General features: G+C 68.6%; 13 protein-coding genes. 11 read left to right on the forward strand and 2 right to left on the reverse strand.

Going from position 1 to position 12,846, the window contains the following annotated elements; all coding sequences use genetic code 11:
* Positions 1–76 precede the first annotated feature (76 nt).
* Positions 77–1,855, reverse strand: a complete 1,779-nt coding sequence (locus AC1D2H_RS00005; RefSeq protein WP_478009422.1) for an aspartyl protease family protein — start codon at positions 1,853–1,855, stop codon at positions 77–79.
* Positions 1,856–2,022: 167 nt separating this feature from the next.
* Here AC1D2H_RS00005 and AC1D2H_RS00010 point away from each other — a divergent pair, with 167 nt between their 5' ends.
* From AC1D2H_RS00010 to AC1D2H_RS00035, 6 genes are all read left to right on the forward strand, one after another.
* Positions 2,023–2,979, forward strand: coding sequence for a sugar kinase (locus AC1D2H_RS00010; RefSeq protein ID WP_478009423.1), 957 nt, complete (start codon positions 2,023–2,025; stop codon positions 2,977–2,979).
* The gene (locus AC1D2H_RS00015) at positions 2,979–4,307 is read left to right on the forward strand and encodes a pectate lyase family protein (RefSeq protein WP_478009424.1); all 1,329 of its coding nucleotides are present in this window, start codon (positions 2,979–2,981) and stop codon (positions 4,305–4,307) included. Before AC1D2H_RS00010 ends, AC1D2H_RS00015 begins: the two co-directional genes overlap by 1 nt.
* Positions 4,308–4,377: 70 nt before the next feature.
* Positions 4,378–5,976, forward strand: a complete 1,599-nt coding sequence (locus AC1D2H_RS00020) for a family 43 glycosylhydrolase (protein WP_478009425.1) — start codon at positions 4,378–4,380, stop codon at positions 5,974–5,976.
* 10 nt (positions 5,977–5,986) lie between these two features.
* Entirely contained in the window at positions 5,987–6,943 is a 957-nt protein-coding gene (locus AC1D2H_RS00025; RefSeq protein WP_478009426.1) for a TRAP transporter substrate-binding protein, read from the forward strand.
* Positions 6,940–7,434, forward strand: coding sequence for a TRAP transporter small permease (locus AC1D2H_RS00030; RefSeq protein ID WP_477932776.1), 495 nt, complete (start codon positions 6,940–6,942; stop codon positions 7,432–7,434). The genes AC1D2H_RS00025 and AC1D2H_RS00030 overlap by 4 nt, the downstream gene beginning before the upstream one ends.
* Positions 7,409–8,740, forward strand: coding sequence for a TRAP transporter large permease (locus AC1D2H_RS00035; RefSeq protein ID WP_478009427.1), 1,332 nt, complete (start codon positions 7,409–7,411; stop codon positions 8,738–8,740). Before AC1D2H_RS00030 ends, AC1D2H_RS00035 begins: the two co-directional genes overlap by 26 nt.
* Before the next feature lie 5 nt (positions 8,741–8,745).
* On the opposite strand, the gene AC1D2H_RS00040 is transcribed toward AC1D2H_RS00035, so the two are convergent.
* Positions 8,746–9,507, reverse strand: coding sequence for a substrate-binding periplasmic protein (locus AC1D2H_RS00040; protein WP_477932780.1), 762 nt, complete (start codon positions 9,505–9,507; stop codon positions 8,746–8,748).
* 73 nt (positions 9,508–9,580) lie between these two features.
* On the opposite strand from AC1D2H_RS00040, the gene AC1D2H_RS00045 reads away from it, so the two are divergent.
* From AC1D2H_RS00045 to AC1D2H_RS00065, 5 genes are all read left to right on the forward strand, one after another.
* Complete coding sequence (locus AC1D2H_RS00045) at positions 9,581–10,669, forward strand: dienelactone hydrolase family protein (protein WP_478009428.1); 1,089 nt, start codon at positions 9,581–9,583, stop codon at positions 10,667–10,669.
* Between the two features lie 114 nt (positions 10,670–10,783).
* Positions 10,784–11,206 (forward strand): hypothetical protein, encoded by a 423-nt coding sequence (locus AC1D2H_RS00050; RefSeq protein ID WP_478009429.1) that lies wholly within the window; start codon positions 10,784–10,786, stop codon positions 11,204–11,206.
* A 107-nt stretch (positions 11,207–11,313) separates the two neighbouring features.
* Entirely contained in the window at positions 11,314–11,688 is a 375-nt protein-coding gene (locus tag AC1D2H_RS00055) for a hypothetical protein (protein WP_478009430.1), read from the forward strand.
* A 19-nt stretch (positions 11,689–11,707) separates the two neighbouring features.
* Positions 11,708–12,388 (forward strand): penicillin-insensitive murein endopeptidase, encoded by a 681-nt coding sequence (locus tag AC1D2H_RS00060; RefSeq protein WP_478009431.1) that lies wholly within the window; start codon positions 11,708–11,710, stop codon positions 12,386–12,388.
* Positions 12,389–12,529: 141 nt separating this feature from the next.
* Complete coding sequence (locus tag AC1D2H_RS00065; RefSeq protein ID WP_457326196.1) at positions 12,530–12,844, forward strand: hypothetical protein; 315 nt, start codon at positions 12,530–12,532, stop codon at positions 12,842–12,844.
* The last annotated feature ends 2 nt before the right edge of the window (positions 12,845–12,846 follow it).

A 12,846-nucleotide genomic window follows, 5' to 3' on the forward strand; every position in this document is an offset into this window, starting at 1 on the left:
ACCCACAACGAGCCGGCGCCTGGCCTGGCCCCGCAACTCGCCCCGGCGCGGACCACGCCCCCTGCCGCACAGGCTCCTAAGAGCCCGCCGCCGCCGGCGCGTCTTCCGCCACGGGCAGGCCCTGCTTGCGGACCTCGTCGTCAATGCGGCGCCTTTGCTTGCGCGCGGCCTCCAGGTCGCGCCGGGCGGCGTCCTCGTTGCCCAGCCGGCGTTGCGCCAGGGCGCGGCCGTAGAGGGCCATGGGCAGGGGCTTGATCTCGATGGCCGCATCGAAGGCCTTGAGAGCGCGCGACGCGTCGTCCAGGCGCAGATAGGCCCAGCCCAGGCTGGCGCGCGCCTGGACGGCGCCGCCGTCCAGGCTCACGGACTCCTTGCAATCGTCCAGGGCCAGTTTCAGGTCCAGGGCCAGGCGCACGCGCAGCCAGCAGCGGTTGTTGAGCACGCGGGCCATGCTGGTGTCCGAGCGATGGCTGGGCATCCACAGCTCCCACTGGCGCAGGGCTTCGGGCACGAGCTCCAGGCTGGCGTAGACGTCGCCCATGCCGGCACGCAGATGCGAGGACGGTGGCAGCGCAGCGTCCAGGGCCCTCAAGTCGGCCAGCGCGCCGTCGCGCTCGCCCTTGGACGCCCGCAACGATGCGCGCAGGGCCAGGGCCTCGTCCAGCGCAGGGTGCAGGCGCAGGGCTTCGTCGAGGTCGGCCTGGGCCTTGGCGAACTGGCGCATCGAGAGATGCACCCGCGCCCGCGCCAGGAAGTGAGCCTCGACAAGGGGTTCGAGTTCGCAGGCGCGGTTCAGGTCCTCCAGCGCGCGCTCGTACTCACCGCGGGCCGCCGAGGCCTCGCCGCGCCGCGCAAGGGCGACCGCGTCGTCGGCCGAGATCTCATCAGGCCGCGCCGCATAGCGCGCGTCGTACTGGCCGGACGTGGTGCGTGCAAACACCGCGCCGCCGTTCCAGGTCGCGTAGAGCTTGCGCTGCAGCCGCGACACATAGATGCGGTGCGACAGGAAATAGTCCAGGCCCAGCAGCATGTCCTGGTCGGCCCCGCTGGCCTCATCGATGACGAACTGGCTGTTGTGGATCTTCTCGCCGCCGAACTCGAAGGTCTCGATCGGCCCGGTCCACGCCTTTGCCTTGCCCGAGCCGGCGCCGCCGACTCGGCCGATTTCCGTGAGGTCGGACTCCTTCACGCCGGCATTCTTGGCCGTGCGCAGCTTCAGCGAGGTGCGCGGCGCGCCGGTGTCCAGCAGCGCCCTCACCTCCCGGTCGTTGACCCGGGCGGTCACCTGGATGGCTGTGTCATTGCCACGCACGCCCCCCTCCAGCGGCAGCACGATGATGGGCGCCTCGCCGGCCCAATAGGCAAAGTTGGTCTTGTCGCAATCGCCCTTGGGGAACATCAGCCTCACGACGCCGTGGGCCAGGTCATATTCAGCGTCGGCCATGGACAGGAAATTGCGCCCCAGGACGCCCTGGATGCCCGAACCCAGCTCGTTGCCGCCGACGATGAACTCGACGTTGTTGAGTGTGGTGCCCTGGAAAATCACCTTCTCCACGCGCGTCGCCCGCGCTTCGACGGCGCCGGTATAGCCCCAGATGCGCAGGCCGGCGGGCAGGCTCCTCAGCCGCAGATTGAGCTGGGCCGCCACCGACGGCGTCAGGAAGCTGTAGAAGGCGCCACTGTCGATCAGCATGGGCACTTCGGTGCCGTTCAGGTTCAGCGTGCCGATCGGGCGATGGTTGACGATGCGGACCGGGATCTCCAGCTTGCTGAGCTTGCAATCACCCCAAGCCGGCGCGGCGGTCAAGGCCGCAGCCAGCAGCGCCCATGCAGCGCGCACTCGGTTCATCTTCATCTGCTCTCCCTGGCTTCTCGATCTCGCACGCCTTTCAGCGCGCGGCGCGCACTCTAAGGCAGGCCGGGCGAGGTCGGGGCGACCGCAGCGCCAGCCGGGGTAAACCATGTGGCCCGAAATGAACCGGGTAAGCTATCTTTATTGAACCGCTGTTTCATTTTTCATCCGTGAACACATTTCCCTCGGTCGCCGCCCGGCCGGTGTCCATCGCCGCGCTGGGCGAATGCATGCTGGAACTGCAGGGCCAGGCCTTCGGCCAACTGCGCCAGAGCTTCGGTGGCGACACGCTGAACACCGCCGTCTACCTGGCCCGTTGCGGCGGCGACAACCTGCGCGTTCACTATGCGACGGCCCTCGGCGACGACTCCTTGAGCAGCGGCCTGCTGGAGCGCTGGGCCGCGGAAGGCGTGCTGACCGGCCTCGTGCAGCGGCTGCCGGGTCGCGTGCCGGGCCTCTACCTGATCGAGCTGGACGAGGGCGGCGAACGGCGCTTCCACTACTGGCGCGGCCAGGCGGCGGCACGCGCCTATTTCGACGCGGCGACCACGGCGCTGGAGGAGCAGGCCGATGGACTGGATGCTCTCTACCTGTCGGGCATCAGTCTGGCCATCCTGCCGCAGGCCGGCCGTGAACGCGTGCTGGCGCTGATGGCCCGTATGCGCGCGCGCGGCGCGCTGGTGGCCTTCGACAACAACTTCCGGCCGCGGCTGTGGGACTCGGTCGCCGATGCGCGCTACTGGTACCAGCGCGCCTTCGCGGCCGCGAGCGTGGCCCTCATCACCGCCGACGATCACCAGGCCCTGCATGGACTGGGCGACCTCGACGCCGCGGTGACCGCAGCCCAGGCGCTGCCGGTGGCCGAGATCGCGATCAAGCGGGGTGCGCTGTCGACGCGCGTCGGCCTCAACCAGGTCTGGCAGGACGTGGCCACCGAGGCCGTGCCACGCGTCGTCGACACGACGGCTGCCGGCGACTCCTTCGCGGCCGGCTATCTGAGCCAGCGCCTGCGCGGCGCCACGCCGGTGGAAGGCGCGGCCTTCGGCAACCGGCTCGCGGCCCGCGTCATCCAACACCCTGGCGCCCTGATCCCGCGTGAAGCCATGCAAGACCTGATCGGAAGCTGATGCGACTCCTCCTGACCCTGGCCCTGCCCTTGGCCATGCTCCCGGGCCTCTGCCACGCGCAGACCGCCACGCCTCCCCTGCACCCCGCCACCTATGTGCACGCCGGCTGGGCGCAGACCACCGGCGGCCAGGGCGGCAAGATCATCCGCGTGACGACGCTGGCCGGCGAAGGCCCGGGCAGCCTGAAAGCGGCGCTGGACACGCCCGGCCCGCGCATCGTCGTCTTCGAGGTCGGCGGCGTCATCGACCTGGGCGGCAAGAGCTGGAAGCTGCGCGAGGGCAAGATCACCATCGCCGGCCAGACCGCACCCGATCCGGGCATCACCCTCGTCAAGGGCGAGCTTGAGGTGTTCGCCAAGGACGTCATCCTGCAGCACATCAGCATCCGCCCCGGCGCCTTCGGCCGTGGCAAGCGCAGCGGCAACGACCATGACGGCTTCTCCACCGGCGACGGCGCCGAGCGCGTCATCGTCGACCACTGCAGCTTCTCCTGGGCGACCGACGAGAACCTCTCCGTCGGCGGCCGCCGCTTCGAGGGCGCCACGCCCGACGATTGGCGCGCCCACACCTCGCATGCCATCACCTACAGCCACAACCTCATCTACGAGGGCCTGAACGAAGCCGTGCACATCAAGGGCGAGCACAGCAAGGGTTCGCTGATCCACGACAACGCGACGCAGATCCTGCTGCTGGGCAATGTCTACGCCTCCAACCGCGAGCGCAATGCGCTGTTCAAGGGCGGCGTCTGGGGCGCCATGGTCAACAACCTGATCTACAACCCCGGCTGGCGCGCCGTCCACTACAACCTCATCGCGCACGAATGGGTGGGCCGCCCCTACCAGGTCGGCAAGATCACGCTGGCCGGCAACGTCTACCGCGCCGGCCCGGGCACCGAGCGCAACCTTCCCTTGTTCACGCTCGGCGGCGTGGGCGATGTGCAGCTCTACGAACAGGACAACATCGCCGTCGACCGCCAGGGCCAGCCGCTGCCGCTGACGGGCCGCTACACGACCAGCGCCGAGATCGTGCCGGTGCGCCAGCCCTATCTGCCCGCCGGCCTGAGCTGGGTGCCGCCACGCGAGCTGGAGAAGCTGCTGCCGCTGTACGTCGGCTCGCGCCCCTGGGCGCGCGACCCGCTGGACTTCAAGCAGCTCTCCGACGTCGCCGAAGACCGCGGCCAGCTCATCGACGACGAGACCCAGAACAACCCCGACGGCCTGCCCAAGCGCAAGCCCACGCAGCGCGCCTTCGTCGAGGCCGACTGGAATCTCGCCGACATGGCGCCGAAGGCCGGCTGGCAAGCGCTGTTCACACAGGTCTCGAAGTGAGCTCCGCACGGCCGCCCGAAGGAGCTCAGCTCCCGCTCGGCGGGACAGCGCGCAGCGCGAAGGGTGCCCGATGACCCTGCTACGCCGCGAGCTGCTTGCACTGCTTGCGGCGCCACCCGCATTCGCCGCCGACTGCGCCGACGCGCCCGGCCAGCCCTATCTGCCGCCATGCACGCCCTGGCCCAGGGGCGTGGAAGGCCAGCGCAGGGCCGACCTGGGTGACAACCGCTTCCTGAACCCCGTGCTCGCCGGCGACCGGCCCGATCCCTCGGTACTGAAGGACGGCGATGACTACTACCTGACCCATTCCAGCTTCGAGGCCGTGCCCGGCCTGCTGATCTGGCATTCGCGCGACCTGGTCAACTGGCAGCCGGTGGCCAACGCCCTGCATGAGGCGGTGGGCAGCGTCTGGGCGCCGGACCTGTGCAAGCACGGCGATCGCTATTACCTCTATCTGCCGGTCAAGGCGGCGCCGAACGACATCCTCGTCAGCTGGGCCGATCGCATCGAGGGGCCATGGTCCAAGCCGGTGCCGCTGGGGCTGAGCAAGCACATCGATCCCACCCATGTTGCCGACGAGAAGGGGCAGCGCTGGCTGTTCCTGTCCGGCGGCGACCGCGTGCGCCTCAGCGATGACGGCCTGAAGCTGGCCGGCCTCATCGAGCATGTCTACGACCCCTGGCGCTATCCGGACGACTGGGACGTGGAGAGCTTTTCGCCCGAAGGGCCCAAGATGCTGCGCCACGGCGGCTGGTGGCATATGTTGCTGGCCGTCGGCGGCACGGCCGGGCCACCCACCGGCCACATGGTCATCGCCGCGCGCAGCCGCACGCTCGCCGGCCCCTGGGAACAGGCGCCGCACAACCCGCTGATGCGCACCCGCTCCACCCGCGAGCGCTGGTGGTCGCGCGGCCACGGCAGCCTGGTGCAGGGGCCCGCAGGCGACTGGTGGATGCTGTATCACGGCTACGAGAACGGCTTCCATACCCTGGGCCGGCAGATGCTGCTGGCGCCGGCGCGCTTCAGCGCCGATGGCTGGTTCCATGTCGACGCCGACGATGGCCTGCCGCTGGCCAAGCCCAAGGGCGGCAGCGCCGTGCCGCATGGCCTGCCGCTGTCAGATGACTTTGCCGGCAACTCGCTGAAGCCCCACTGGCAGTTCCTCAGCGGCAGCGGCCAGGCGGCACGCGCCCGCGTGGCCGACGGCAGGCTGCACCTGCGCGCCACGCCGGGCAAGGGCCCGGGCGACAGCGCGCCGCTCGGCTTCATCCAGGGCGACCCGGCCTTCGAAGTCGAATTCGATCTCGATTTCGACGAAGGCGTGCAGGCCGGCCTCGTCATGTTCTACAGCCCGCGCCTGTACGCCGGCATGGGCGCCAACGCCAAGAGCTTTCAGCTGCACCGCTACGGCCAGGACATCCGCGCCGTCCCGAAGCCCGTAGGCATTGCGCGCAGGATGCAGCTCAAGCTGCGCTGCGTGCGCCATGTGCTGACGCTGTTCAGCCGCGCCGACGCGACCCAGCCCTGGACCAAGTTCCCGGTGCAGATGGACGTGACCGGCTACCACCACAACACCGCGGGCGGCTTCGCCAGCCTGCGGCCAGCGATCTACGCGGCCGGCAGCGGCGAAGCCCGCTTCTCGAACCTGCGCTATCGCGCCCTCGACTAGGAGACAAGACATGAAGTTCCTCCCCCTCATCGCGGCCCTGCTCGCCATGCCTGCCGCGCAGGCCCTGGAGCTCAAGTCCGCCGACGTGCACAACAGCGACGACTACCCCACCGTTGCCGCCGTCAAGCACCTCGGCCAGTTGCTGGCCAAGAGCAGCGGCGGCACGCTGACGGTCAAGGTCTTCAACAAGGGCGCCCTGGGCAGCGAGAAGGAGACCATCGACCAGGTCAAGCTCGGCGCACTGGCGATGACGCGCGTCAACCTCGCGCCGCTGGCTGCCATGTGCCCCAAGACGCTGGTGCCGTCCCTGCCCTTCCTGTTCCGCGACACGGCCCATATGCGCAAGGCCTACGACGGCGCGCCCGGCGAGGAGATCCTCAAGGCCTGCGAGCACCAGGGCATGGTGGGCCTGGCGCTGTACGACTCCGGCTCGCGCTCCATCTACGCGCGCAAGCCCGTCAGGACGCTGGCAGACACCAAGGGCCTGAAGATCCGCGTGCAGCAGAGCGACCTGTCCGTTGCCGCGATGACGGCCCTGGGCGCCAACCCGTCGCCCATGCCGCCGGGCGAGGTCTATACCGGCCTGAAGACCGGCCTCATCGACGCGGCCGAGAACAACATCCCCAGCTACGAAGGCTTCCGCCACTTCGAGGCGGCCAAGTTCTACAGCCGCACCGAGCACGCGATGACGCCCGACGCCCTCTTCATCAGCAAGAAGGTCTGGGACAAGCTCAAGCCCGAGCAGCAGACCCAGTTGCGCGACGCCGCCAAGGCGTCGGTCGCCGTGCAGCGCCAACTGTGGGATGCACAGGAGGCCAAGGCGCTGGCCGCCGTCAAGGCCGCCGGCACCGAGATCGTCACCGTCGACCGCGAACCCTTCCGCCAGGCCATGCAGCCGGTGCTCGCCAAGTTCGTCAACACGCCGGATCTGCAAAAGCTGGTCAAGGCTGTTCAAGACATCAAATGACGGCGTACACCAAGCTTTGCGCGGCGCTGTCGCGCTGGTCGCTGCGCCTGGCCGTGCTGGGCCTCGTCGTGCTCATCGTCTGCGTRCAATGGCAGGTGATCGGCCGCTACCTGCTCAACGACTCGCCGACGTGGACGGAGCCCTTCGCGCTCATGCTGGTGCTCTACATCACGGCGCTGGCCGTGGCGGTGGGCGTGCGCGACGCGGGCCACCTCGGCATGGAGTCCATCGTCGTGCTGCTGCCCAAGGCCGCGCAGCGCGTCGCCGAGGGGCTCATCCATGTCTGCGTGCTCGCCTTCGCCATCCTGATGGCCGTGGCCGGTTGGGAGTGGCTGACGCTGAAATGGGCCGAACCCAAGCCCATGCTGGGCGTGTCCGAAGGGCTGGACTATCTGCCGCTGGTCATCTCCGGCGTGCTCATCGTGTTGTTCTGCATCGAGCACCTGATCGCGCTGTGGCGCGGCCATGCCGTCGAAGAAGCTGGGGTCTGACGTGGAGGGTTACGAACTTTGGGTCATGTGCGGCAGCTTTGTTCTGCTGCTTCTGCTGGGCGTGCCGGTGGCCTTTGCCATCGGGCTGTCGTCCATCGCCACGGCGTTTGCGGCCGATCTGCCGATGGCCATCGTCTTCCAGAAGATGGTGGGCGGCATGCAGATCTTCTCCTTCCTGGCGATCCCCTTCTTCATCTTTGCCGGCGAGCTGATGCTGCACGGCGGCATCGCCGAGCGCATCGTCAACTTCGCCAACCGGCTGGTGGGCCATGTGCGCGGCGGCTTGGGCATGAGCAATGTGCTGGGCTGTACGCTGTTCGGCGGCGTGGCCGGCTCGCCGCTGGCCGATGTGTCGGCGATGGGCTCCGTGATGATCCCGCTGATGAAGCGCGAGGGCTATGACGCCGACTACGCGGTCAACGTCACCACCCATGCGGCGCTGGTGGGTGCGCTGATGCCGACCTCGCACAACCTCATCATCTATGTGCTGGCCACGGCCGGCATCGCGGCGGTCAGCGTCTTCAACCTCATCCTCGCCTGCCTGATCCCGGCGCTGCTGCTGACGCTGTCCAACCTCGTCGCCGCCTACGCCGTCGCCCGCAAGCGCGGCTACCCGACGCATGGCGCCTTCCCGGGCTGGGCGGCGGTGTTCTCCGCCTTCATGGCGGCGCTGCCCGGGCTGCTGGTCATCGTCATCATCCTGGGCGGCATCCTCAGCGGCGTATTCACGGCCACCGAGTCGGCGGCCACGGCCGTCTGCTGGGCGCTGCTGGTCACCGGTGTCGTCTACCGGTCCCTGAGCTGGAAGGGCTTCCTGGCCGCCTGCGCCAAGGCCTGCAAGACGACCGGCGTCGTGCTGCTGCTGATCGGCATCTCGTCCGCCTTCGGCTACTTCATGGCTTTGTACGAGGTGCCGCAGAAGACTGGCGAATGGCTGGAGCAGATGAGCGGCAACAACGCCTGGCTGATCTTCCTGTGGGTGAACGTGCTGCTGTTCGTGCTCGGCACCTTCCTGGACATGGCGGCCACCATCCTGATCTGCACGCCCATCTTCCTGCCCATCTGCATGAAGGCCGGCATGGACCCGACGCAGTTCGGCGTCGTCATGCTGCTGAACTGCGCACTCGGCCTGAACACGCCGCCGGTGGGCAGCGTGCAGTTCGTCGGCTGCGCGATCGGCGGCGTCAGCGTCGGCCAGGTCATGCGCTCCATCGCGCCCTTCTACGGCGCGCTGCTGGTCACGCTGCTGGCGGCGACCTACATCCCGCTCCTGTCGATGGGGTTGCCGAAATGGGTGGGCGGCTGAAGCGGCTAAAGCCCGGGATAGCGGCTCATGATCTGCGCCCGTTCCGCAGACTGGCGCGCGCGCTGCAGGCCCAGGTTGAGATGCTGCATCACCTCCGGCCTTTGCTCCAGTGTGCGCCGCGACACCAACAGATGCACGGGGCTGACCACCAGCTCCAGCGCGATAACGATGTCCTCGCCCGGCGCGTTGGCCGCGCGGTAGAGCACGGTGACCGGGTCGTCAATGACGTAGTCAACCCGCCGCCCGCGCAGCGCCGACAGCGACAGGTCGTTGGCATGCAGGGGCACGAGCAGGCGCTGCAGCTCGGGGTCGTCCAGCTCGCGCTGCACTGCCGCCGGGAAGACAACGCCGCGGATGGTGCCGATGCGCACGCCCCGGCCCTTGAGCTCCGCCAGCCGCGCCGGTGCCGGCGCCGCGCCGGCCAGGGCCATCAGCGCCACGCGTTCCTGGCGGTAGGGGTGCGTGTACTCGGCAAAGCTCAATCGGTCCGACGTGTAGGTGGCCGAAGTCATCAGGTCCAACTCTCCCAAGGCCAGGTCGGCCAGCTGGCGCGCCCAGGGCATGCGCAGCCAGTCGAGACGCTCGCCGCACAGGCGCGCCATCAATGTCAGCAGCTCCACATCCAGCCCCACGGGGCCGGTGGGACCGACACGCTGGAAAGGTGGATAGTCACCCCAGCCGATGCGCAGCGGCGCTGCTGCCCAAGCCGAAGCCAGGCCGCCGGCCGATGGCAGCAGAATCAGGGCATCACGGCGGCTCAGGCGCATCTTGTTGTCGTTCTGGACGAATACCGTGCGTCGACTCTGGCACAGCCGCCGCGCGCCCGCATCCCCTGTGACCATGAGCGTTAACCGCCGCCAACTCCTCGCCGCCCTCGCACCGACCCCGCTGATCGCGCGAGCCGATGGCCTGGACGCGACCATGGACCGCCTGCGACAGCGCTGGCAGCCGCGCCTGGCCTGGCGGCCCGACCCCGGCTGGCACCGCGAGGCCCTGGCCACGGCGCGCCGCCTCATGCTGCTGCCCGGCGACGACGGCGGCGGCTTTGCGACCGAGGTGCTGGCCGAGCAGGACCGCGGCGGCCACGTCGCCCAGGCGCTGACCCTGCGCGGCGCCCTTGGCGAACGCCTGCCCGCCCTCTTCCTGCGCCCGCACGGCCGCGGCCCGCACCCCGCCGTGCTCGTGATGCACGACCACGGCGCGCGCTTTGACATCGGCAAGGAAAAGCTGATCCGGCCTCTGCATCCCAGCCCGTCGGCCGAGGCCTGGGTACAGCGCTACTACGGCGGCCAGTTTGTTGGCGACACGCTGGTGGACGCCGGCTTCGCGGTGCTGGCCATCGACGCCCTGGGCTGGGGCGATCGCAGCCGCCCCGGCTTCGCCCGCGACGACCAGCAGGCCCTGGCCAACCACCTGCTGCAGCTCGGCCACAGCTGGGCGGGCGTCATCGCCAGCGATGACCTCAGGTCGCACCGCTGGCTGCGCGAGAGGCCCGAGGTCGATGCGAAGCGTGTCGCGGTGCTGGGTTTCTCGATGGGCGCCTTCCGCGCTTGGCAGCTCGCGGCCGTCTGCGATGAAGTGTCGGCCTGTGTCGCCGCGCATTGGATGTGCACACGCGAGGGCCTGCTGCGGCCGGGCGAGCACACGCTGGTGGGGCAATCGGCCTTCAGCATGGCGCATCCGGGGCTGGCGGCGGAACTGGATCATCCGGACGTGGCGGCGCTGATTGCTCCGCGACCGTTGATGTTGTTCGGGTCGCCGGAGGACAAGCTGTTTCCGTGGGATGCGGTGCAGCAGGCCTGGGGGCGTCTGGCCGCGGCGCGAGGGCGCGCCGAAGGCCTGCAGGCGCGAGTGACGGCGGGCGGGCACCGGTTCGATGTCGAGCAGCAGCGGGTGGCGTCGGCGTGGCTGGCGGGTCTGAGCCGGTGACGGACAGCACGGCCCGGGCGCACACCGACAAGGCGAGTTTTCACCTCGACGGCCAGCAATCAGCGCTGGCTTTGTTGGCATAGTCCTTCCAGCGCAACCGCGAACGTCGGCGTCATGAAGCACTTGAACCATCGAGGGTCGGCCCTATTGCTTGTCTTGACCCTGCTGTTGGCAGCACTGCTCATCTTGTCAGCTCTGGGCATCAACGGAGACTGGAAGCCGAAGACCACGCCGTGGCGGCTGGCGAACGACCCCTTTGCCGGTTGGTCACTGCTCGTCGTCCTCGGCGCCGGCCTGGCGTTGATTCGCGTAGGCACTGAGGTGGTTCAGTGCGTGAGTGCGTTGGTCTTCGTCGGCGTGCTCTTGGGTCTCGGGTTTGCAAGCGCGCTCTTTTGGGACCAGTGGCTTCCGAACGCCCTTTTGTGGCCCGCCCTGCTCATTGCGCGATCGGCGAGACAGACACTCATGTCGTTTGCGCCGCCGGGACGGCCTGCCAGAGTGAAGCGAAGGGAAAGCCGTCCCGGGCGCCCAGCATGAGGTCCAGTCCTCGCCACAACAGGCATTGAATGCACGTATCCCACGACCCCCAAACCCCGCTTGCCGATCAACCTGGTGGCCTCTGGATTCAGCGTGCCATAGGGGCGATGACCCTGCTCCTGGGCATCATGCTCGGGGCGGTTTTTGCCGCCGGAGCATTCAAGCTGGTGGCCCGCGGTGCCACGATGCAAGCGCCAGTGCTGATCGTTGGCGCGGTCATCGGGCTCCTGGCCGCTTTCCTTGTGTCGGCGGGCGGGCGGATGACGTTCAACCGGCCCAATCGACACGGTTCGCTGCTGACGCCGGCGTTGTGGTTCGCCATCGCGGCCCTGTTCTTCACCTGCGCTGTTTTCATCGCCAGCACGTTGTTGGCCACGAGGCAGTTCGCCAAGCTCGAAGTGGCCGGCTACGCCTTCGCCTTTGCCGCGCTTGCCATCATGGCTGGCCGGCGCGCCATGAAGAAACGCGGCCGCGTCTCGTGAGGCAACGCCTCTCGCATCGATGAAGCCCCCATGGGTACTTGCCGCGGCATTTGCCTTGTTGCAGGCGCCATCGCCGGCTGCCGCCAGCCAGTGCTACGGCAGCGTCAGCCAGGGCCGCCTGGAAGCTGGCGTCGCCCTGCCCCGCAGCGGCCCCAATTTCTCGCCCTACAGCCAGGTCGGCGTTTCTCTCGGGCGCACCCATGTGCACGCCAAGGTCGCCGAGATGGTGGCCGAGGCCTATGCCGAACTCGCGAAGCAGACGCCCGAGGTTCACTACGTCTACGGCGAGACGGGCTGGCCGTCGGGTGGCCGCTTCAGGCCGCATCGCTCCCATCAGAACGGCTTGTCGGTGGACTTCTTCGTCCCGGTGCGCGACGCCCAAGGCCAGTCGGTGCCCTTGCCGACCGCGGTCAGCGACAAGTTCGGCTATGACATCGAATTCGACGGCCAGGCCCGCTGGCACGACTATCGCATCGACTTCAACGCCCTCGCCGAACACCTCTACCAACTGCATCGCGCCGCCGCGGCCCGCGGCCTGGGCATCAGCCAGGTCATCTTCGACCGACCCTATCTGCCCCGCCTGTTCGCGACACCCCGCGGCGCCTGGCTGGAATGGCACGTCACTTTCATGAAGGGCAAGCCCTGGGTGAGGCATGACGAGCACTACCACGTCGACTTCGCGGTGCCCTGCAAACCGTGACGGCGCCAGCAGCGCGCTTCGGGGCGCCGCACCCGCCCATTCCGGCCCCCGACCTGCAGGGGTGGATCCATAGAAGCGCGATGGCGCTCCCCCAGCCGCGGCCCCACACTCCAGCTATCCGCGCCCCTTACCGTTGTCACCATGAACGAACTGCTCGCCGCCTACCGCTACACGACCAACAACTACGCCCAGATCGAGAAGAGCAAGCGCTGCGGCTGCTGCAATTGCGTACAGATCTTCAAGCCCGATGCCATCGTCGGCTGGACGGGACTGACGGTGCAGAACATGGACGACCCCAAGGCCATCGACGAGCAGACCGCCATGTGCCCGCACTGTGGCAGCGAGGCCGTGATCGGGGATGGCTGCGGTTTCCTGATCACGCCCGACTTCCTGTCGCGCATGAACGAGGCCTGGTTCCAGAGGACGATGATCCACAGGCCGGCGGCCAAGAAGTGACG

This window comes from Roseateles sp. P1_C1_2, from assembly GCF_056406535.1.

Excerpts from the sequence above, each read along its gene's own strand:
- AC1D2H_RS00005 (WP_478009422.1), bottom strand. The coding sequence starts at position 1,855 with ATGAAGATGAACCGAGTGCGCGCTGCATGGGCGCTGCTGGCTGCGGCC.
- AC1D2H_RS00015 (WP_478009424.1), top strand. The coding sequence starts at position 2,979 with ATGCGACTCCTCCTGACCCTGGCCCTGCCCTTGGCCATGCTCCCGGGC.
- AC1D2H_RS00020 (WP_478009425.1), top strand. The coding sequence starts at position 4,378 with ATGACCCTGCTACGCCGCGAGCTGCTTGCACTGCTTGCGGCGCCACCC.
- AC1D2H_RS00025 (WP_478009426.1), top strand. The coding sequence starts at position 5,987 with ATGAAGTTCCTCCCCCTCATCGCGGCCCTGCTCGCCATGCCTGCCGCG.
- AC1D2H_RS00035 (WP_478009427.1), top strand. The coding sequence starts at position 7,409 with ATGCCGTCGAAGAAGCTGGGGTCTGACGTGGAGGGTTACGAACTTTGG.
- AC1D2H_RS00040 (WP_477932780.1), bottom strand. The coding sequence starts at position 9,507 with ATGCGCCTGAGCCGCCGTGATGCCCTGATTCTGCTGCCATCGGCCGGC.
- AC1D2H_RS00045 (WP_478009428.1), top strand. The coding sequence starts at position 9,581 with ATGAGCGTTAACCGCCGCCAACTCCTCGCCGCCCTCGCACCGACCCCG.
- AC1D2H_RS00050 (WP_478009429.1), top strand. The coding sequence starts at position 10,784 with ATGAAGCACTTGAACCATCGAGGGTCGGCCCTATTGCTTGTCTTGACC.
- AC1D2H_RS00055 (WP_478009430.1), top strand. The coding sequence starts at position 11,314 with ATGACCCTGCTCCTGGGCATCATGCTCGGGGCGGTTTTTGCCGCCGGA.
- AC1D2H_RS00060 (WP_478009431.1), top strand. The coding sequence starts at position 11,708 with ATGAAGCCCCCATGGGTACTTGCCGCGGCATTTGCCTTGTTGCAGGCG.
- AC1D2H_RS00065 (WP_457326196.1), top strand. The coding sequence starts at position 12,530 with ATGAACGAACTGCTCGCCGCCTACCGCTACACGACCAACAACTACGCC.